Here is a 22,133-nt window from a genome sequence, read left to right on the forward strand (position 1 = left end):
ATTGATTCCTTAATCACGCATCGTCCAGATGCGTTTCTGATAATCATGAATTGCCCGATCGGCACTGAACATCCCCATGCGGGCGGTATTCAGAATGCAGCGACGCGTCCATTCATCAGGTTCACGATACAGCTCATCCACACGCTGTTGGATCTGGCAGTAAGGTGCGAAATCGGCCAGCACCAGATAGGGGTCCCCCAGTTTCAGCAGGCTATCCAGCAGAGGGGCGAACGCCGTTTTATCCCCGTGACTGAACGTTCCATCGGCCAGTTCGGCGAGGATTTCCTTGAGCAATGGATTCGCGGCAATGTAGCGAGCGGGTTTATAGCCGTCGGCGGTCAGCGCTTTCACTTGTTCGACGGTATGCCCAAAGATGAATAGATTCTCCGCGCCCACTTCCTGCGCCATCTCCACATTGGCGCCGTCCAGGGTGCCCACCGTCAGCGCGCCGTTCAGCGCCAGCTTCATGTTGCCGGTGCCGGACGCCTCCTTGCCCGCCGTGGAAATCTGCTCCGATACGTCGGCGGCCGGAATAATCCGCTCCGCCAGCGAAACACGGTAATCCGGCAAAAAGACCACTTTCAGGCGATCATTCACCCGTTTGTCCCGGTTAATGTGCTCCGCCACGCAGTTGATGGCGTAAATAATGTTTTTTGCCAGCACGTACCCCGGCGCAGCCTTGGCGCCAAACAGAAAAAGGCGCGGCACGATATCCAATCCGGGGTCGGCAAGCAATCGCTTATATAGCGATAAAATGTGCAGCAGATTCAGATGCTGCCGTTTGTATTCATGCAACCGTTTGATTTGCACATCAAACAACGAGGCCGGATCGATACGGATGCCGTATTCGCGCTGCAAAAATTGCGTCAGTTGCGTTTTATTGTCCTGCTTGATGCGCCGGTAGCGCGCCCGGAACGCGCTGTCCTGCGCATAGGGCGCCAGCCCGTCCAGCAGCGTCAGCCGGTTGCCCCATTCGGTGCGCAGGGTATCGTCGATCAGCGAAGAGAGCGCCGGGTTGCACTGTTTCAGCCAGCGGCGCGGCGTAATGCCGTTGGTGACATTGTGAAACTTCGTCGGCCACAGTTGGTGATATTCCGGAAACAGGTCGCGCACCACCAGATCAGAGTGCATCTGCGCCACCCCATTGACCGCAAAGCAGGCCACCACGCACAGGTTCGCCATTCTCACCTGACGGCGATGTACCACCGCCAGCCGCGCCCAGACGTGCCGATCGCCCGGCCAGCGCGCGTCCACCTGCTGGCGCAGGCGCTCATTAATCGTTTTGATAATCGACAGATGACGCGGCAGCAGCCGGCCGAACAGCCGTTCGTCCCAGCACTCCAGCGCCTCCGGCATCAGGGTATGATTGGTGTAGGCAAACAGGCGCCCGGTAAGCTGCCAGGCCTGTTCCCACGGCATTTCGTGCTCGTCCAGCAACAGACGCAGGGTTTCGGGGATCGCCAGCGTCGGATGGGTATCGTTCAACTGCACCACTTCATAGTCGGGCAACGTCTCCAGAGACCTTCCTGCGCGCTCATGCCGCCGGAAGATGTCCGCCACGGCGCAGGCGCACTGAAAATACTGCTGCATCAGGCGCAGTTTTTTACCTGCCGCGTGATTATCGTTCGGGTAAAGCACCTTGGTCAGACTGGCGGCGGCGATGCCCTGCTGCTCGGCTTTCAGGTAATGACCGGCGTTGAACTGCTCAAGATCAAACGGGTCACTGTGCGTGGCCTGCCACAGCCGCAGCGGTTGTACCCTGCCGTTGCGATAGCCGATAACCGGGATATCGGTGGCCTCGCCGACGATAACCTGCTCCGGTATCCAACGCTCGCTGCCATCCGCCTGTATCGCCAGTTCGCCGCCGAAGCCGACCTCCACCGCCAGCTCCGGACGCGGACGCGCCCAGGGGTAGCTGTCGCGCAGCCAGTCGTCCGGCGTTTCCCGCTGAAAGCAGGCGTCAAAATGCTGGCGGAACAAGCCGTACTGATAATGCAGACCATAGCCTGTCGCCGGCTGGCCGACCGTCGCCATCGCGTCCAGATAACAGGACGCCAGCCGTCCCAGCCCGCCGTTGCCGAGCGCCGGGTCGGTTTCCTGCTCCAGCACGTCGCTCAGCGCCAGCCCCTGTTGCGCCAGCACCTCCGCCACCGCGTCATACCAACCCAGATTGAGCAGGTTGTTGCCGGTCAGGCGGCCGGGCAGGAACTCCATCGACAGGTAATTGACATGCCGCGCCGCCGCAGACGCGGCGTCGGGCGGGAACTGGTCGGCAGACGTCAACACATCCAGTTGCTCCGTCAGCGCGGCGCTCACCAGTTGCCAGCACTGACGCAACGACAGCGCCTGCAAAGACGGTTGAGCGCACGCCTGCAACTGACGCTGCAGGGCGGCGGCGAACCGGGAAGGATTGAATGATGGTGACATCGTGCCTCTCTCCTCTATCAGTGATGGAAAAAGGCACGTCGGGATCAGCACAACTCCAACTGTACCTTATGTTGTTCGATGATTTTCAGCACACTGGGCGGTGGTAACTGATCGGTAAAAAGATAGTCGATCAAATCCATGTTACCCAAATTGACCATAGCGTTACGGCCGAACTTCGAATGGTCCGTCACCAGCATCACGCAGCGGGAGTTTTCGATAATCGCCCGCTTGGTGCGTACCTCGTGGTAATCAAACTCCAGCAACGAGCCGTCCATATCAATACCGCTGATTCCCAAAATGCCGAAATCGAGCCTGAATTGAGAGATGAAATCCAGCGTGGCCTCGCCGATGATGCCGCCGTCCCGGCTGCGCACCTCGCCACCCGCCAGAATCAGGCGAAAATCTTCTTTGGCGGTCAGCAGCGTCGCCACATTCAGGTTGTTGGTGACCACCCGCAAATCTTTATGGTTCATCAGCGCGTGGGCCACCGCTTCCGGCGTGGTGCCGATATCAATAAAAAGCGTAGCACCATCCGGAATCTGGCTGGCGACCTGCCTCGCAATCCTGGCTTTTTCATCAGACCACATCATTTTGCGATCGTGATAGGCGGTATTAACCGAACTGGAGGGCAACGCCGCTCCGCCATGATGACGATGGATCTTGTTCTGTTCCGCCAGATCGTTCAGATCGCGGCGAATGGTCTGCGGGCTGACCGCAAAATGCTCCACCAGCTCCTCGGTACTGACGTATCCCTGCCGACGCACCAAATCGATAATGGCGTCGTGCCGCTGTGTTTGCTTCACATTGATCCCCTCAAACACCGGCATGCCGTCATGCCGGCCAATTAAGAAACCGCGCCTCGCAGGCAAAACAACGCACGGCCATGCAGTAGCCACTGCGCGCCCTTCTGCCACTCATTCGGATTTCGGTAAACGGTATGATGGCATTAACGGTGTCTGTTGCGTGTATCCCACCATGCCATCAGCAAGCCAATGACCAGTCCCGCGACATGCGCCGCATTGGCGATCGACATGCCCAAAATATCGAAATAGCCCGCCACCAGCCACACCAGCGCAAACGCCATCAAACCACGCTGAAGATGCAGCGAGCCATCCGGCTCACGCTCGCCGCGCAGCCAGACGTACCCCATCAGGGCATACACCACGCCGGACAGGCCGCCGAAATAGACACCGCTGAACCAGGACTGCACCCAACCGCTGAGCGCAGATGACAATAACAGAATGACGCACAAGCGCCGGGTGCCGAGCACACGCTCCACCGGGCCGCCGAGATACCACCACCACATCAGGTTGAACAGCAGATGCAACAGCGAGAAATGCAGCAGCGCGTGGCTGAACCAGCGCCAGAGCTGCAGAGTCTGCGTGCTGTCCGGAAAGGCTAGCAGCACCATCATGCGCTCGACGCCGTAGGCCTGCATCAGCAGGTAGACGGCGATGGCGACCACCAGCACGGCCAGCGTCAACGGCCCCGCGCGCTGGCGCAGCGTCTGCAGGTAGGAAAACGACGGGTAACGCAGCCCGCTGTCGGTAGTGCCGTTCTGCCAGCTGGCCGCCTGATAGCGTTCATGCCAGGGTTCTTGCAGAAAGCGCGCCAGTTCCTGTTTCACCCGCTCCTGCTGGCTCTCATCCGGCAGCCAGATATCCACTTCGCTGCCGTTGATGCGGACAACCAGTCGCACCTGGTGCGTATGCATATAGTCGACAAACGCCTGCGCCAGACGCGGATTGGATAACGCAACAATTCGGATCATGACAATAGCCCAACGCTTCCCGCCAATGAATTTATGTCTTCGATTCTAAAACATTTACCGCCCGGAGCGCAGCGCAATAACCGTTCATAACCCCCGCTATTTCCGTTTGGATGTGATGGCTTTCACATCTCTCGGGCATTCGTCATGACAGGCTCCCTTGCCGCCCGGCGGGTGTACTGCGGATTTTTGTTTACTTCCGTTTTGTCCGACATCCTATGATCGCGGTCACTTTTCAACCAGGGAGGCTCCATTACTCTCATTTAAGAGGTGTTAAGGGTATGTTTCTTGAAGAGCGTAGAAACAAGATTCTGGAATATCTGGATCAATACGATCGCGCCAGCGTGGAATATCTGGCCGCTATTTTCTCTGTCACCAGAGAAACCATACGCAGTGATCTGAATGCCCTGGCCCGGCAACAACTGATTCAGCGTTGCCACGGCGGCGCCGTTATTATTCGCCGCAGCCTGCAATCTCAGCTTATTACCGAAACCGGAAAAGATTTTGAGGTCCTGTTAAAGAAAATAAAAAATCAGGTAAGAAATAAAAGCATACGAAAAAAGGATAAAACCATGAAAGGTAAAGTCTGTATTCTTGGCTCGTTTAATGTGGATATTGTCGCCAGGGTCGCGCGTTTTCCCAAAGGCGGAGAATCTTTACTGGCGCAAGGCAGCGCACTGGGGCCAGGAGGAAAAGGCGCCAATCAGGCAATGGCCGCCAGTATGGCCGGTGCGAAAGTGCATTTCGTTTCCAAAGTCGGGAAAGATCAATTCAGTCATTTTGCTTACGAACATCTTTCAAAATCCGCCATTCACTCATTTAAATTATATCAGTCCGACACGGAACCGACCGGCAACGCGATTATTTATGTCTCGCTGCAAAATGGCGAAAATATGATTGCCATTTATTCCGGCGCCAATAAAACGCTGACCGATGAAGAAATTGCCGAAATCATGCCCGAGCTGGAAGACGCGGACGTATTGCTGCTGCAAATGGAAAATAATTTCCCGGCTACGCTAAGCGCCATGAAGCTGGCCAGGGCGCTCGACACGCAAATTATCCTGAATCCGGCCCCTTATTCCGACGATGTTTTATCCTGCCTCGATTATGTGGATATCATCACCCCGAATGAAACCGAAGCCTCATTACTGTCCGGTATTGAGATCAACAGCCTGGACAGTGCCAGACAAGCCGCGCAGAAAATCCACGCTCTTGGCGCCGCACGGGTGATCATCACCATGGGCGCCAACGGCGCCCTGCTGTTTGACGGTCAGCAATTCCAGCATATTCCAGCCTTTCCCGCCGTCAGCGTGGATACCACCGGCGCCGGCGATGCCTTCAACGGCGCATTCGCCGCCGCCGTGGCCGCCGGACAGAGCGTGGCGCAGGCCGCCACCTATGCCAATGCGTTCGCCTCTCTGGCGGTCGAACGGGAAGGCGCCGCCAATATGCCAACCCATCAGCAGGTGACGAACCGGCTGGCGCAACGCTGATTTACCCACACCTTATTTTTAAACACCCCGAACAGATTTTCGGGCAAGGAGAAAAAGAATGAAGAGCATCGAAGGCATCATTCCCGTCATGCTGACCCCGTTTAACACCAGAAACGAAATCGACTACCCCGGTCTGGCGAAGCTGATTGACTGGTATCTGGACAAAGGAGTGGACGCGCTGTTCGCCGTCTGCCAGTCCAGCGAAATGTTGTTCCTCAGCCTGCAGGAGCGCGTGGATCTGGCTCGTTTCGTCGTAGACACCGTAGCGGGACGCGTGCCGGTGATCGCATCCGGCCACATCAGCGACGCTATCGACGAGCAGATTGCCGAACTGCAGGCGATGGCGGAAACCGGCATCGACGCGCTGGTGCTGGTCACCAATCATCTGGACCCGAAAAACCAAGGCTCGGCGACATTCTTCAGTACGCTGGACACGTTGCTGGCGGCGCTGCCGGCGACACTGCCGCTCGGCCTATACGAATGTCCGGCGCCGTATCGCCGCCTGCTGACGGATGAAGAACTGATGCACTGCGCCAACAGCGGCCGCTTTGTGGTGCTCAAGGACGTGAGTTGCGACCTGCCAACGGTAGAACGCCGGGTAAAACTCACCGCCGGCACGCCGCTGAATATCATCAACGCCAACGCCGCCATCGCTTTTCCGGCGATGCGCGCCGGCTCCAAAGGCTTTAGCGGCGTGTTCACCAACTTCCACCCGGAATTGTATCAGTGGCTGTATTCGCAAAGCCGGCAGCAGCCGGAACTGGCGCAGGAGCTGGCGACCTTTCTGTCGCTGGCGGCGGTCACCGAAACGCTGGGCTACCCCAAAAACGCCAAGATCTACCATCAGCGCCTCGGCACCTTTGAACACGATCACTGCCGGGTGACCGGGGACAATGTGCTGGAGAAATTCTGGGCCTTGACGGTGATCCTGGATCAGATTCGTCAGGGAACGGAACACTACCAGAAAAAAATTCAGTAACGATAACGTCACCGCCGTCAGGCGTATTGTCCGGCGAGTGGAAATAACGCCTTTATTTCCACCTGCCGGCTTAATGGCATGCTCTTGTCATTCACCAGGAATAACCCGCTATGATTATTTGCGATCAACAAGACTGGAGTCGGGAGAAATACGCAACACATCCGATTATTCATCAGGCCATCGATTATATTTCCACGACCGACTTTGCCGTGATGGCGACGGGGAAATACGACATTATTCCCGGAAAAATGTTCTGCTTATTACAAGAGTTCACCACAGAACCTGCCGAGGAACGGCTGGCGGAATCACATTTTAATTTTGTCGATATCCAATATTTATTACAGGGGGAAGAAACCATCGGCGTCGCACGCGGCAGCCGCAGCAATACTGTGATTGAAGACAAAAGCGAGCACCACGATATTGTCTTTTATCGCAATACTCAAAACGAAAGCTTTATTTCATTAACACCAGGCATGTTTGCCGTTTTCTTTCCGGAAGATCTGCACCGGCCATGCTGTCAAAGCCGAGGCCCGTCTTTTATTCGCAAAGCGGTGATTAAAATTCACATCAGTTTATTTACGGATTGCTGATTATTATGAAAAACGCCACCTCTACCTTACAAGATAATACGGTTATAACCACCTCGCCGATTACCCGCTTACGCTGGGGAATCATTTTCATTCTGTTAATGGCGGCGATCATCAATTACCTTGACCGCGCCAACTTGAGTATCGCCAATACCACCATCGCTAAAGAGTTCGGTTTCAGCGCCACCCAGATGGGCATGCTGCTTTCCGCCTTCCTGTGGCCTTATGCGCTCGCCAACCTGCCGGCCGGCTGGCTGGTGGACAAACTGGGGCCGAAAAAAATGTTTTCCGGCGCAGTGGGGTTGTGGTCAACCTTTACCGTGCTGGCCGGATTCATCAACGGCTATTCCATGTTCTATGGATTGCGCATGTTGCTGGGTATCGCCGAGTCGCCCTTTTTTACCTCGGGCATTAAAATCACCCACCGCTGGTTTTCCGCCCGCGAACGCGGCCTGCCGACCGCCATCATCAATACCGGCTCGCAGATCGCCAACGCCGTGGCGCCGCCGATTCTGACCGTACTGTTGCTGACGCTGGGCTGGCGCGGCATGTTTATCGCCATCGGCCTGGCGGGCATACCGCTGCTGCTGGTCTGGCTGAAGTTCTACCGCGAACCGACCGCGGCCGAAGAGCGCGACATTCATGCCGGAACAACAGCGGCGGCGGCGTCCGGCGATGAGGCGGCCAAAAGCCAGCCAGGCTGGGGCGCGCTGTTTCGGCATAAAACCACCTGGTTCATGATTCTGGGTAATTTCTCCATCATGTTTACCATCTGGGTGTATCTGACCTGGCTGCCGGGCTATCTGGAAAAATCCCTCGGCTTCACGTTGAAACAGACCGGCTGGATTGCCTCCATTCCGTTCCTCGCCGGCATTCTCGGCGTGCTGTGTGGCGGTGCTATCTCCGATCGGCTGATTCGCCGCGGCGTCAACACCATCACCGCCCGTAAGATCCCTATCGTACTGGGAGCAGCATTGGCGGCCTGCTTTGTTGCGCCGATTCCTTTCGTCAGCAACACCTCGATGTCCATTCTGCTGTTATCGCTGGGATATTTCTGCTCGCAGTTGCCTTCCGGCGTCATCTGGACACTGGCGACCGACATTGCTCCCAAAGAGCAGGTGGCGTCACTTGGCGCCATTCAGAACTTCGGCGGTTTTCTCGGGGCAGCCAGCGCGCCCATTATTACCGGGGTGATTCTGGACGCCACCGGGATGTTCACCAATGTTTTCTTTCTGGGCGCGGGTTTGCTGATGCTAGGGGCGTTGAGCTACGGCTTGTTCGTCAAAAAACCGATTGAAGTCCGGTAATCAAGCCGGTGTGGCGCCTCGCGCGCCACACCGGTTCACCGTCATCCCGCTGCCACATCCTGCGGAAAGCGCGTTTGCCAGGCGTCGAAACCGCCATCCACGCTATATACGGCCTCAAAACCCAGGCTTATCAGGTAATTCGCCGCGTTACGGCTGCTGATGCCGTGATAGCACATCACCATCACCGGCTGTTCGAAATCGGCGCCGCGCACAAAATCCGACAGGGTTTCGTTGGTCAGGTGGGTCGAGCCAGGCACGTGGGCGCCGCCGAAACTCTGCGGATCGCGAATATCCACCAGCACAATGCCTTGCTGCCAGCGCTGATGCGCCTGCTCAATATCGATTGCCTCAAACTGCTCCATTGCCTGCCTCATATTGCCTGATAAAGGGTGGTGGTTACCGAATGGTATGCCTTGCATGACATTGCGCGCATTGTAACCCACTCATCGCGCCGATAGACCGGATAAACCACAGGGATATCGCGAACAACCGGGCGCGCGCGGCGGGGAAAACCCCCAGATCACCCGTGCCGAACAGGTTATCTTTAATTAAATCAGGCGCGAAACTGTTAGCTACATCACGCGCAAATGTTTTTAATTGGTTAACGCTTGGCTAACATGTTTGTTTTCGATTAATATCGTGAGCGAAAACGAACATTATTGCTTTTAACGACATTATAGCTTTTAACGAATATGACGGCTTTTGACGTGGCGGAGGAGAAAACGTGGAAACCAAAGATCTGATCGTGATCGGCGGAGGCATTAACGGTACCGGCATCGCGGCGGATGCCGCCGGGCGCGGACTGTCCGTTCTGTTGCTGGAAGCACAGGATCTGGCCTGCGCCACCTCCTCCGCCAGCTCAAAGCTGATTCATGGCGGCCTGCGCTATCTGGAACACTATGAATTCCGGCTGGTGGGGGAAGCGCTGTCCGAACGCGAAGTGCTGCTGAAAATGGCGCCGCACATCATTTTCCCGATGCGTTTTCGCCTGCCGCACCAGCCGCACCTGCGTCCGGCCTGGATGATTCGCGCCGGTCTGTTCATGTACGACCATCTGGGCAAACGCGTCAGCCTGCCGTCCAGCCACGGGCTGCGATTCGGCCGTGAATCGGTGCTGAAACCGGAACTGACGCGCGGTTTCGAATATTCCGACTGCTGGGTGGACGACGCCCGTCTGGTGGTGCTGAACGCGCAGGAAGTCGTACGCCGCGGCGGCGAGGTGAAAACGCGCATGACCGTCACCCGCGCCCGCCGAGAAAACGGCCTGTGGGTGGTGGAAGCCGAAGACGCGCTGAGCGGCGAGACGCATCGCTGGCAGGCGAAAGGCCTGGTCAACGCAACCGGCCCGTGGGTACGCCAGTTCTTTGACGATGGTCTGGCGCTGCCGTCGCCGTACGGCATCCGACTGATCAAAGGCAGCCATATCGTCGTTCCGCGCGTACATCAGGAAGAGCAGGCCTACATTCTGCAGAATAAAGACCACCGCATCGTGTTTGTGATCCCGTGGCAGGATGAGTTTTCCATCATCGGCACTACCGATGTGGAGTACCACGGCGATCCGCATCAGGTGAAGATTGACGACAACGAAATTCGTTACCTGCTGGACGTATACAACGACCACTTCAAAAAACAGCTGACGCGCGACGACATCGTCTGGAGCTACTCGGGCGTGCGTCCGTTGTGCGACGACGAGTCGGATTCACCGCAGGCCATCACCCGCGATTACACGCTGTCAGTGGCGGATGAAAGCGGTAAGGCGCCGCTGCTGTCGGTGTTCGGCGGCAAGCTGACCACCTACCGGAAGCTGGCGGAACACGCCATGGACAAGCTGGCGAAATACTACCCGCAGGCGGGCCAGGCGTGGACCAACCGCGCCATTCTGCCCGGCGGCGATATCAGCGGCAGCCGCGAAGACTACGCCGCCCTGCTGCGCCGCCGCTACAATCTGCCGGAAGCGCTGGCGCGTCGCTACAGCCGCACCTACGGCACCCAGAGCGAGAAAATACTCGGCAACGCGCAGGCGTTGAGCGATCTGGGTGAGCATTTCGGCCATACCCTGTACGAAGCCGAGCTGCGTTATCTGGTGGAGCACGAATGGGTGGTGTCGCTGGAAGACGCTATCTGGCGCCGCACCAAACTGGGCATGTGGCTGGATGACGCCCAACAGCAGCGTATTAGTGAATGGCTGGCAAACTACCGCAGTCAGTTAGCCAAGGCCGGTTAATCCCAAAGAAAAACGGCTTCCTTATGGAAGCCGTTTCTATTGACCTCACTCGATACAAAACGAAGGCGTTTTCGGCGTCAAAAACTGTGCTGAGGCTAGCGGCTTCGCCGGGTGAGCCGCATGGACGCGGTGAAAGCCCGTGTCGTGCTGGGAGCACGTCACGGGCGGCCCGAACTGCGAAGACGATTGCCGAAGGCACCGCGAAGCGGCACACCATTTTGCAACGCAAAATGGAACAGCGCTTGCGCTGGCCCGCAAGGGTGAACCCGTCAGGGTTCATAATTTAGCCCTCAGCCAGAGGTCAAGGAGAGGTGGCGTTTGAGTAACCGTGTTGCCAGTCAAGTATTTCAACTGACTACCACCCCATAATTCTTGTCATAGCGCTGCTGCGTATGCAGCACGCCATAACACAGATGGACCAGTTTCCTCATCGCCGCGCCTACCGCCAACATCTTCGCCTTGCCTTTCAGCAAAAGTCGCTCGTATTGCGCTTTTACATGACGATTGTGACTGATGGCGGCTATGGCTCCCATATACAGCTTTGCCCGCATCGCGGGCGGCCCTATTTTCGACAACCTGGCTCTGCCTCGTACCGAGGTGCCTGAGCGACGCTCTACCGGGATAACCCCCAGATACGCCGCCACCTGCTCCGCGCTCCTGAAGTGACCGCTCCGGATGGTGGCTAACATATTCCAGCCGATTTGGTCGCCAACACCATCAATCGATTTCAGGAGCTTCAGGTCGTTTTTTAGTCCAGGATGCTTGTCTATGTGGTCTTCTATCAGTCGCTCAATACGTTCCAGTTCACTCTTTACATGCCGCACCATCGAGTCCAGCGACGCCACAACCTCTTCCGGGGCCTGTGTGGATGCTAACGTGCTCAGCCGATTTTCTATGCGTTGTTTATCACTCAGCAGACTATCCCTGTGCTGGAGTAATGCCTTGAGTTTCCTTATTTCTGGCGAAGGCGGGCTCCAGCCCTCCGGTTGGCGCAAACCGCCATAACAGGCCAGCACATAGGCATCCACTTTATCCGTCTTCGTGAGTATCCCCATTCCCCTGGCGAATTCACGCAACCGATGAGGGTTTATCACGGATACGGCAATGCCTGACTGATGAAGACCATAAGCGAGGTGTTCGTGATAAACCCCCGTGGCTTCCATGATGATATGGGCCTGACCCGGGTCACATTTTTGTCGCGTTAGCCATTCAGCCAAAGCCTGAACGGCGTTGGGGCCATTGGGTAACGTTTTCGTCTTCCGTTTACCTTTCATGCCATCAGCTAACAAACACACATCGACAAAACGCTTACTGATATCAATACCAACGTAATACATAATGATGTCCCCTTTCACTGAAGCCATCACGCCCGTTCCGCTTGTACATTCAGAGTCAGTGCTCTGGGTAACCGTTCAATGTTAATGCTGGCGTGAAAGGTGAAACAGAGGGCTTAAACTCAACCACAAGGTTTATAGCCCTGGCTCTCCTTCGAAGCTCACTCTGTTTCATGTCGTGATAGCTAATCACGACATGAGCAAGATACAAGTCTCTCCTTGTCGTGCGGGCGATGATGCCGCAAAGGAATAACCGATGTCATCAAGCACGAAACCTCACACTACTCCGACATAAATCGCCAATCACAAAACAACAGCGCTGTTTGTCTACAGCCTAACTGCACATCCAGTTACACCATCCAATCGAGCTACAACCGTATCGGCTTGATATGCCAGATGTCGTCGGCGTATTCCTGAATGGTGCGATCGGCGGAGAAATAGCCCATGTTGGCGATGTTGTGCAGGGTACGGCGCGTCCATTCGTCCTCGTCGCGGTAGACATCGTCCACCTTGTCGTGGCTATCCACATAACTGCGGTAATCCGCCAGCAACTGGTAGTGATCGCCGAAATTGACCAGCGAATCGAACAGGTCGGCATAGCGGCCCGGTTCATCCGGGCTGAACACGCCGGTGGCGATCTGCGTCAGCACCCGGTGCAACTCCTCGTCCTGATTGTAGAATTCACGCGGGTTGTAACCGTTACGCCGCAGTTCTTCCACCTGTTCCGTGGTGTTGCCGAAAATGAAGATATTCTCTTCACCCACCCGTTCACGCATTTCGACGTTGGCGCCGTCCAGCGTGCCGATGGTCAGCGCGCCGTTCAGGGCAAACTTCATATTGCTGGTGCCGGAAGCCTCGGTGCCCGCCAGCGAAATCTGTTCCGACAGGTCGGCCGCCGGAATGATGATTTGCGCCAGGCTGACGCCGTAGTTGGGGATGAAAACGATCTTCAGTTTGTCTTTCACCTCCGGGTCATTGTTCACCACGCTGGCCACATCGTTGATCAGGTGAATGATGTGCTTGGCCATGTAGTAGGCGGATGCCGCCTTGCCGGCAAAGATGGCGACGCGCGGTACGCGATCCAGATTCGGGTCATCCTTGATGCGGTTATAAAGCGTAATCAGGTGCAATACGTTGAGCAGCTGACGTTTGTACTCATGAATACGCTTGATCTGCACATCAAACAACGCGCTGGGATCCACCACCACATCCAGATGCTGGGCGATGTAGATCGCCAGCCGCTTTTTGTTTTCCTGTTTGGCCTTACGCACTTTCTGCAAGAAGGCCGGGAAATCAATGTGCGGCTTCAGGTCCGCCAGTTGGCTCAGATCGGTGCGCCAGGTTTTGCCGATGGTGTCATCCAGCACTTTCGATAGCGACGGGTTCGCCAGCGCCAGCCAGCGCCGCGGAGTAACGCCGTTGGTTTTATTACAGAAACGGTCCGGATAGAGCCGGGCGAAGTCGGCGAACAGCGACTGCACCATCAGGTCGGTATGCAACTGGGACACCCCGTTCACCTGATGGCTGCAGATCACCGCCAGCCATGCCATGCGCACTTTGCGCCCGTGGGTTTCATCCACGATCGACACCCGCGTCAGCAAATCGTTGTCGTTCGGGAAACGTTCCTGCACGTCGTCCAGAAAACGGTCGTTGATTTCGAAAATCAGTTGCAGATGGCGCGGCAAAATTTTGCCCATCATGTCGACCGGCCAGGTCTCCAGCGCCTCACCCATCAGGGTGTGGTTGGTGTAGGAGAACACCTTGGTGACCACTTCCCAGGCGGCGTCCCACTTGAACTTATGCTCGTCGATCAACAGGCGCATCAGTTCCGGAATCGCCAGCACCGGGTGGGTGTCGTTGAGGTGGATAGCGAATTTTTCCGCCAGATTGGCGTAGGTTTTGTGCATCATCCAGTGGCGACTGAGGATATCCTGCACCGTGGCGGAGACCAGAAAGTACTCCTGACGTAAACGCAGCTCACGGCCGGAATAGGTGGAATCGTCGGGATACAGCACGCGCGACACGTTTTCGGAGTGGTTTTTATCCTCCACCGCCGCGAAATAGTCGCCCTGATTGAACTTACCGAGGTTGATTTCGTTACTGGCCTGCGCCGCCCACAGCCGCAGGGTGTTGGTGGCGTCGGTATCAAAGCCGGGGATGATTTGATCATAAGCGCAGGCGATGATCTCCTCGGTTTCCAGCCAGCGGGTTTTACTGCCTTCCTGCTGGATACGACCGCCGAAACGCACTTTGTAACGGGTGCTGTGGCGGACGAATTCCCACGGGTTACCGTATTCCAGCCAGTAATCCGGCGACTCCGCCTGCCTGCCGTCGACGATGTTCTGCCGGAACATACCGTACTCGTAACGGATGCCATAACCGCGCCCCGGCAGCGCCATAGTGGCGAGCGAGTCAAGGAAGCAGGCCGCCAGCCGTCCGAGACCGCCGTTGCCCAGCGCCGGATCGTCCTCTTCTTCCAGCAGCTCGTTTAGATCCAGGCCCATCGCTTCCAGCGCGTCCCTCAGATCGTCAAACATGCCCATCGCCAGCAGCGCGTTGGACAGCGTGCGTCCCAGCAGGAATTCCATCGACAGGTAGTAAACCTGCCGGACATCCTGCGATAACTGCGCGCGATTGGAACGCAGCCAGCGCTCTACCATGCGATCCCGCACGGCCAACACCGCGGCATTCAGCCAGTCATGTTTACTGGCGATGCTGGGATCCTTGCCTACGGTAAACATCAACTTGTAAGCGATGGAGTGTTTCAGCGCGTCTACGCTAAGCGTAGGTGAGTTGTAGATAAATGGAGAGTTCATATGTCATTCCCACTGATGCGTACTACCACAGACGTTGATAAAGCGCACGATAGGCCTGGGCAGCAACCTGCCAACTAAAATCCATTGCCATTGCCTGACGCTGTACATAACGCCAGAGCGAAGGGCGTGACCACAACACAAAGACCCGACGAATCGCCCGCGACAGCGACGCTGTATTGCAATCGCTGAACACAAAACCGCTCGCCAGGCCATCGGCCAGATTTTCCAGCGAGCAATCTGCCACTGTATCCGCCAGCCCGCCGGTGCGCCTGACCAGCGGTAACGTGCCGTATTTCAGGCCGTACAGCTGAGTCAAACCGCAGGGTTCGAACCGACTAGGAACCATAATCACATCCGCGCCGCCAATAATGCGGTGCGAGAACGCTTCGTGATAACCGATCTGAACGCCGACACGGCCGTGATACTCCGCCGCCGCCGCCAAAAAACCTTCCTGCAGGGTGGCGTCGCCCGCCCCCAGCACCACCAGTTGCCCGCCCTGCTCCAGCAAACCCGGCACGGCCTGCAACGCGATATCCAACCCCTTCTGACTGGTAAGACGGCTGACGATGGCGAACACCGGCACCCGGTCATCCACCTTAAGCCCCATCGCCGTTTGCAGATGCCGTTTGTTATCCGCCTTGCGCGCCAGCTCATCGCGGCTATAGGTGGCGGTCAGCAACGAATCGTGCGCCGGGTTCCAGATCTCGTCATCCACGCCGTTGAGGATGCCGGACAGACGACCGGCGTCTTCCCGCGACTTCAGCAACCCCTCCAGCCCGTAGCCGTATTCCGTCTGAGTGATCTCATGCGCATAGGTCGGGCTGACGGTGGTGATGTGATCCGCATAGTACAGCCCGGCTTTGAGGTACGAGATCTGACCGTAGAATTCCAGCCCGTACATGCTGAAGTACTCCGGCGGCAACCGCAGCTCCGACATGTGACGGGCATCAAATAATCCCTGATAAGCCAGATTATGGACGGTAAATACCGATTTTGCCGGTCGACCTTTCGCCGCCAGGTAAGCGCAAGCCAGACCGGCATGCCAGTCGTGGGCGTGCACGATGTCCGGCCGCCAGAACGGATCGACGCCGCTGGCCATTTCCGCCCCCATCCAACCCAGCAGACCGAAGCGCAGAAAATTATCCGAATAGGCAAACAAAGAGGTGTCGTGATACGGGCTGCCCGCCCGTTCATACAGGTGGGGAACATCGATCAGGTAAATACCCACGCCGTTGTAATGACCGTAGCGCAGCGTGACACGACCGCCAAACGTATCCAGTTCCCGCACCACCTGCGCATCCGGGATGCCTTTTTTCAGGTCGGGGAACGCCGGCAACAGCACCCGCACATCCATCCCCGCGGCGATCTGCGCGCCGGGCAATGCCCCCACCACATCCGCCAGTCCCCCGGTTTTCAGCAGGGGGAACAGCTCTGAACACACATGTAATACCCGCATCTTGTCTCCCGTAGCCGCCTCGTCTCTGGCGCGGCGGCATCAATCCCCCGGCCGCCCTCGGCCGGGCATCGCGGCTAAGGTTTGAGTTTGGCCAGCATGGCGCGCGTCACCAGCACAATCCCTTCTTCGGAACGATAAAAGCGACGGTTGTCATCCTCGGCGTTCTCGCCGATCACCATGCCTTCCGGAATTTCGCAGGCGCGATCGACAATGCAGCGATGCAGACGGCATGAGCGCCCCACTTTGACATCCGGCAGCAACACCGACGAATCGATGCTGCAGAAGGAGTTGATTCGCACCCGCGGAAATAGCACCGAGTGCGTTACCACCGAGCCGGAGACGATGCACCCGCCGGAAACCAGCGAATTCATGGTCAGCCCGTGGCTGCCGGAGCGGTCCTGCACGAATTTGGCGGGCGGCAAGGCCGCCATCGCCGAGCGAATCGGCCAGTTGTGGTCGTACATGTCCAGTTCCGGCATGACCGAAGCCAGATCGAGGTTGGCGCGCCAGTAGGCCTCCAGCGTTCCCACGTCCCGCCAGTAAGGCGGCGCGTTGTCCGAGGAGGTAACGCAGGAGAGCGTGAAGGGGTGCGCCCAGGCATGCCCTTGCGCCACGATTTTCGGGATCAGGTCTTTGCCGAAATCGTGGCTGGAGTCCGAGGTGCACACGTCTTCTTCCAGCCGCCGGTAGAGATAGTCGGCGTTGAACACGTAGATCCCCATGCTGGCCAGCGCCATGTCCGGGTTATCCGGCATCGGCGTCGGTTTGGCGGGTTTCTCTTCAAAGCTGACGATGCGGTTATCCTTGTCCACGCTCATGATGCCGAAGGCGTGCGCCTCTTTAATCGGCACCGGGATACAGGCTACCGAGCACTCGGCGCCGTTCTCCACGTGGTCCAGCAGCATGCGGGAATAATCCATCTTGTAGATGTGGTCGCCGGCCAGAATCACTACGTATTCCGCCCGATAGCGCCGGATAATATCCAGGTTATGGCACACGGCGTCGGCGGTGCCGCGATACCAGTGATCGTTTTCATCGTGTCGTTGCTGCGCCGGCAGCAAATCGACAAATTCATTCATCTCGGTGTTCAGGAACGACCAGCCGCGCTGGATGTGCTGCACCAGCGTGTGCGACTGATACTGAGTAATGACGCCAATCCGGCGGATACCGGAATTCAGGCAGTTGGAAAGAGCAAAATCGATAATTCGGTACTTACCGCCAAAGTGTACGGCCGGCTTGGCGCGGTATGCGGTCAAATCTTTCAGTCGGGTACCTCGCCCGCCCGCCAGAATCAGCGCGACGGATTTTAGGGGCAATTGTCTGGCCAGCATCAGAGGATCGTGTTTGTCAGTACTCACCATGTCAGGCTCCTTATTATTGTTTTACCAGTACGCACACCGCATTCGCCTGCCCGCGCCAGACCCGCCCATCGAGTGGATGGTCGGCCGCGCTAAACGGCGGCTCAACCCGCCATTCCCCTTCCGGCAGGGAGAAATCACATTCCTGCGGCGTGGCATTGATCAACAGTAGCCAGCGTTCGGAAAGCTGGATTTGCAACTGGTGTGCTCCCTGTTCCCATTCGTACGGCGTTAATGCCTCTCCCTGCGCATTCAGCCACCGCACGTCGTTCTCGCCGTCACGCCACCAGCGCCCCCGCTGCAACGCAGGGATAGACCGGCGCAGCCGGATCAACCCGGACGTAAACGCGAGCAACGCGTCATCCGCCTGATCCCAATGCAACCAGGCCAGCGCGTTGTCCTGACAGTAGGCGTTATTGTTGCCCTGCTGGCTGTTGCCGAATTCATCGCCCGCCAGCAGCATCGGCGTTCCCTGCGACAACAGCAGCGTGGTCAGCAGCGCCTGCTGACTGACGCGCCGCCGCGCCTGCGTCGCCTCATCCGCCTCCAGCCCCTCGGTCCCGTGGTTGAAACTGAAATTGCTGTTGGTGCCGTCCCGGTTTTGCTCCCCGTTGGCGTCGTTGTGCTTGTGGTTGAAACACACCAGATCGCGCAGGGTAAAACCGTCATGAGAGGTCAGCATGTTGACCGACGCCCAGGGCTGCCGGCTGCCGCGCTCAAACACCTCGCTGGAGGCGGCGAAACGACGGGCCAGCACCCCAACGGGGAGATCGCCATGCAGCCAGAAACGGCGTATGTCGTCGCGGAAGCGGTCGTTCCACTCCGCGAACGGCGCCGGGAATTGCCCCAGTTGGTAGCCGCCGGGACCGATGTCCCAGGGTTCGGCAATCAATTTGCAGTCGCGCAGCGAGCGGTGATTGCGCAGGGCCGTAAAGAACGGAGCGGCGGAGGAAAAGTCCGGCAGGCGTCCCAGAATCGTCGCCAGATCAAAACGAAAACCATCCACATGGCAGACCTCGCGCCAGAACGTCAGACACTCGATCACCCAATGCAGCACCGCCGGATGCTCAAGCCGCAGCACGTTGCCGCACCCCGCCCAGTTGTGATAATCGCCGTTCTCCGTCAGCCAGTAGTAGCTGGCGTTATCAATACCGCGCAGCGTCAGGGTCGGGCCGTCTACATCCAGCTCCGCGCTGTGGTTAAACACCACATCCAGAATCACCTCGATGCCGGCCTGATGCAGCGCACGCACCGCGTCGCGGAACTCGTTGAGCGGGTCATCGCTCGCCGCCAGGCTGCTGTCCACCGCAAACGGCAACAGCGTGTTGTAGCCCCAGTAATTGCGCAGGCCCATTGATTGCAGACGCGGCTCGTCGGCATGCTGGTGGATAGGCATCAGCTCCAGCGCGGTCACGCCCAGTTGCGTCAGATAATCCAGCATCACCGGGTGAGCCAGCGCAGCATAGGTGCCGCGTATCGCCGCCGGAATACCGGGGTGTCGACGGGTCAACCCGCGCACGTGGGCTTCGTACAGCACCGTCTGCCCCCAGGGGGTGCGCGGCAGCCGGTCGTTCTGCCAGTCGTAATGTTCGTCCACCACCACGCTGCGCGGCATCACTTCGGCGCTGTCGGAAAGGTCGGGCTGGTCGTAACCGCCGTGCAGCCGCTCGTCATCCACCACCCAGCCGTCCATCTGCCGGGCGCAAGGGTCAAGCAACAGCTTATTGGCGTTGAAACGCAGCCCGCGTCGCGGCTCGAACGCGCCATCGACGCGATAGCCGTAGCACAAGCCCGGCTGGGCGTCCGGCAGATAACCGTGCCAGATATCGCCAGTGCGGGCCGTCAGCGGCAAACGCTGCTCCCGCAGGCCGTCAAAAATACACAATTCCACCCGCGACGCCCCGGATGAGAACAAGGCGAAGTTCACGCCTTCGCCATCGAAATGAGAGCCTAATGGTCGCGGGCGCCCCGCCAGCAGCTCAGCCATTACGCCTCCTTCACCAGATATAAGGTGGAGAGCGGCGGCAGCGTCAGCACCAGCGACTGCGGCCGGGAATGGCTACCCACCGTTTCGCTGCGCACCAGTCCCTGATTGCCAAGGTTACTGCCGTGGTAATGCAAGGAGTCGGTATTAAGCACCTCGCGCCACTGCCCCGGCTGGTTGATGCCGACGCGATAGCCGTCCCGAGGCACCGGCGTAAAGTTGCTGATGATCAGCATTTCGTTGCCGTCGACATCGCGCCGGATAAAGGCGAACACCGAGTTTTCCCGGTCGTCCACCACCACCCATTCGAAGCCCTGATGCAGGTAGTCGCACTGATAGAGCGGCGGATGCTGGCGGTAACAGTGGTTGAGGTCGCGCACCAGTTGCTGCACCCCGGCGTGCCAGCCTTCCTCCTCATCCAGCAGATGCCAGTCCAGGCTGGTGTCATGGTTCCACTCCCGCCCCTGCGCAAATTCACTGCCCATGAACAGCAGCTTCTTGCCGGGGTACGCCCACATGAAACCGTAGTAGGCGCGCAGGTTGGCGAACTTCTGCCAGGCGTCGCCGGGCATCCTATCCAGCAGCGAGCGCTTGCCGTGCACCACTTCGTCATGCGACAGCGGCAGCACGAAGTTTTCGCTATAGGCGTACAGCATGCCGAAGGTCAGCAGGTCGTGGTGGTATTTGCGGTGTACCGGGTCCAGTTGCATGTAGGCCAGCGAGTCATGCATCCAGCCCATGTTCCACTTGTAGTGGAAACCCAGCCCGCCATGCTCCGGCGGCAACGTCACCCCGGCGTAATCGGTGGATTCTTCGGCGATGGTGACCGCGCCGGCATGATGCTGCCCCAGCATCTGATTGGTGTAGCGCAGGAAGCCGATCGCCTCCAGATTCTCCTTGCCGCCGAAATAGTTCGGCACCCATTCCCCGTCGCGGCGGCTGTAATCGCGGTAAATCATCGAGGCCACCGCGTCGACCCGCAGCCCGTCGACGCCAAAGCGCTCCGTCCAGTACAACGCGTTGCCCGCCAGATAGTTGCGCACTTCGTGGCGATCAAAGTTATAAATCAGCGTGTTCCAGTCCTGGTGGTAGCCTTCTTTCGGGTCGGCGTATTCGTACAGCGCGGTGCCGTCAAAACGCGCCAGCCCGTAGCTGTCCGCCGGGAAATGGCCGGATACCCAGTCCAGCAGCACATTGATGCCCGCCTCATGAAAGGCCGACACCAGATAGCGGAAATCGTCCGGCGAACCGAAACGACGGGTGGGCGCGTATAACCCCAGCGGCTGATAGCCCCAGCTGCCGTCAAACGGGTGCTCATGCACCGGCATCAGTTCAACATGGGTAAATCCCATTTCTTTCACGTACGGCACCAGTTGGTCCGCCAGTTCGCGGTAGCTGAGCCAGAAATTATTGTCGGTGTGCCGCCGCCATGACCCTAAATGCACCTCGTAAATGGAAATCGGCGATTGCAGATCGTTGGCGTGTTGCCGCGCTTCATCCACCGGCAACGCGGGCGGCAGACGGCCGACCACCGATGCGGTATCCGGACGCATCTGCGACTCGAACGCATAGGGGTCGGATTTCACCAGCACATTGCCGTAACAGTCGATAATCTCGAACTTGTACAGCTGACCCGGCCCGACGCCCGGCACAAACAGCTCCCACACGCCGTTTTCGCGCCGCAGACGCATCGGATGGCGGCGGCCGTCCCAGAAATTGAAATCGCCCACCACCGACACTCGCTGGGCATTCGGCGCCCAGACGGCAAAACAGGTGCCATCGACGCCATCCAACGTAGCCGGATGCGCGCCCAACGTTTCAAACGGCCGCAAATGGCGCCCTTCCGCCAATAGCCAGATATCCAACTCCTGCAACAGCGTGCCAAAACGATAAGGGTCATCAATAACATGCGTATCCTGCTGCCAGGTCACCGCCAGCCGATAGCTGAACGGCTTTTTGCGGCGGGGCAGCACCGACGAGAAAAAACCGCGCGGGTCCCGGCATTGCAGGTCCGCCACTTTACGTCCGCTGTGTGCGTCCACCACGTACACGTCGCTGGCATCGGGAAGCAGCGCGCGCACTTCCAGCCCCGAGGCGGTGTCATGCATACCCAGTACCGCAAAAGGATCGGCGTAATGGCCGGAAAAAAGGAGATTAATAATGTTCTGATCAGAAAACCCTGACATGGCATCCATCCTCTGAATTAACCATCTGAATAAGTTAAGCATGTTAAAGAGACAGATCATTTCTTCGGCATTCTTGTGGATAGGGAAATGCCCTGCGTCAATAACAGAAAAGGAACCAGCCTGACCCCATAAAAAAAGAAAACGCACCCGAACAGAAAACACCTCACAGCACTCGCTGAGCCTGCGAAGCATTTTTCAGACAAACCTAAGATTC

The 22,133-nt window shown here is 57.8% G+C and carries 15 protein-coding genes; 5 read left to right on the plus strand and 10 right to left on the minus strand.

Annotated elements, in window-relative coordinates; genetic code table 11:
• Positions 1-9: 9 nt before the first annotated feature.
• The 3 genes from malP to glpG all read right to left on the minus strand — a co-directional run bounded on the left by malP (position 10) and on the right by glpG (position 4,198).
• Complete coding sequence (gene malP, locus CVE23_RS20640) at positions 10-2,427, minus strand: maltodextrin phosphorylase (protein WP_100850249.1); 2,418 nt, start codon at positions 2,425-2,427, stop codon at positions 10-12.
• Positions 2,428-2,471: 44 nt separating this feature from the next.
• Positions 2,472-3,230: a DeoR/GlpR family transcriptional regulator gene (locus tag CVE23_RS20645; RefSeq protein ID WP_012768014.1), complete on the minus strand. Its 759-nt coding sequence runs from the start codon at positions 3,228-3,230 to the stop codon at positions 2,472-2,474.
• A gap of 143 nt (positions 3,231-3,373) precedes the next feature.
• Positions 3,374-4,198, minus strand: a complete 825-nt coding sequence (gene glpG / locus CVE23_RS20650) for a rhomboid family intramembrane serine protease GlpG (protein WP_039692860.1) — start codon at positions 4,196-4,198, stop codon at positions 3,374-3,376.
• A gap of 278 nt (positions 4,199-4,476) precedes the next feature.
• Between glpG and rbsK the strand changes: the two genes are divergently transcribed.
• From rbsK to CVE23_RS20670, 4 genes are all read left to right on the plus strand, one after another.
• Positions 4,477-5,688, plus strand: coding sequence for a ribokinase (rbsK, locus tag CVE23_RS20655; protein WP_038920454.1), 1,212 nt, complete (start codon positions 4,477-4,479; stop codon positions 5,686-5,688).
• A 58-nt stretch (positions 5,689-5,746) separates the two neighbouring features.
• Positions 5,747-6,667 carry a dihydrodipicolinate synthase family protein gene (locus tag CVE23_RS20660; RefSeq protein WP_038920455.1) on the plus strand — a complete coding sequence of 307 codons (921 nt, stop codon included), beginning with the start codon at positions 5,747-5,749 and terminating at the stop codon, positions 6,665-6,667.
• Positions 6,668-6,777: 110 nt separating this feature from the next.
• A complete protein-coding gene (locus CVE23_RS20665) occupies positions 6,778-7,257 on the plus strand; it encodes a NanQ anomerase/TabA/YiaL family protein (protein WP_049854240.1) in 480 nt (159 codons plus the stop codon).
• Between the two features lie 5 nt (positions 7,258-7,262).
• Positions 7,263-8,561: an MFS transporter gene (locus tag CVE23_RS20670; RefSeq protein ID WP_100850250.1), complete on the plus strand. Its 1,299-nt coding sequence runs from the start codon at positions 7,263-7,265 to the stop codon at positions 8,559-8,561.
• A gap of 41 nt (positions 8,562-8,602) precedes the next feature.
• Here the strand turns inward: CVE23_RS20670 and glpE are convergent, their stop codons facing one another.
• The gene (gene glpE / locus CVE23_RS20675; RefSeq protein ID WP_100850251.1) at positions 8,603-8,923 is read right to left on the minus strand and encodes a thiosulfate sulfurtransferase GlpE; all 321 of its coding nucleotides are present in this window, start codon (positions 8,921-8,923) and stop codon (positions 8,603-8,605) included.
• 362 nt (positions 8,924-9,285) lie between these two features.
• Between glpE and glpD the strand changes: the two genes are divergently transcribed.
• Positions 9,286-10,785: a glycerol-3-phosphate dehydrogenase gene (glpD, locus tag CVE23_RS20680; RefSeq protein ID WP_038664843.1), complete on the plus strand. Its 1,500-nt coding sequence runs from the start codon at positions 9,286-9,288 to the stop codon at positions 10,783-10,785.
• A 347-nt stretch (positions 10,786-11,132) separates the two neighbouring features.
• Here glpD and CVE23_RS20690 read toward each other — a convergent pair whose 3' ends face one another.
• The 6 genes from CVE23_RS20690 to glgB all read right to left on the minus strand — a co-directional run bounded on the left by CVE23_RS20690 (position 11,133) and on the right by glgB (position 21,919).
• Positions 11,133-12,122, minus strand: a complete 990-nt coding sequence (locus CVE23_RS20690) for an IS110 family RNA-guided transposase (RefSeq protein ID WP_100850510.1) — start codon at positions 12,120-12,122, stop codon at positions 11,133-11,135.
• Positions 12,123-12,487: 365 nt separating this feature from the next.
• The gene (glgP, locus tag CVE23_RS20695) at positions 12,488-14,935 is read right to left on the minus strand and encodes a glycogen phosphorylase (RefSeq protein ID WP_038920461.1); all 2,448 of its coding nucleotides are present in this window, start codon (positions 14,933-14,935) and stop codon (positions 12,488-12,490) included.
• 22 nt (positions 14,936-14,957) lie between these two features.
• Positions 14,958-16,391 carry a glycogen synthase GlgA gene (glgA, locus tag CVE23_RS20700; protein ID WP_100850252.1) on the minus strand — a complete coding sequence of 478 codons (1,434 nt, stop codon included), beginning with the start codon at positions 16,389-16,391 and terminating at the stop codon, positions 14,958-14,960.
• Positions 16,392-16,465: 74 nt separating this feature from the next.
• Positions 16,466-17,752: a glucose-1-phosphate adenylyltransferase gene (gene glgC, locus CVE23_RS20705; protein WP_038920463.1), complete on the minus strand. Its 1,287-nt coding sequence runs from the start codon at positions 17,750-17,752 to the stop codon at positions 16,466-16,468.
• A gap of 13 nt (positions 17,753-17,765) precedes the next feature.
• Entirely contained in the window at positions 17,766-19,736 is a 1,971-nt protein-coding gene (glgX, locus tag CVE23_RS20710) for a glycogen debranching protein GlgX (protein WP_100850253.1), read from the minus strand.
• Entirely contained in the window at positions 19,736-21,919 is a 2,184-nt protein-coding gene (gene glgB / locus CVE23_RS20715) for a 1,4-alpha-glucan branching protein GlgB (RefSeq protein WP_100850254.1), read from the minus strand. Before glgB ends, glgX begins: the two co-directional genes overlap by 1 nt.
• Positions 21,920-22,133 lie beyond the last annotated feature (214 nt).

Source organism: Dickeya fangzhongdai (assembly GCF_002812485.1).
GTDB lineage: Bacteria > Pseudomonadota > Gammaproteobacteria > Enterobacterales > Enterobacteriaceae > Dickeya > Dickeya fangzhongdai.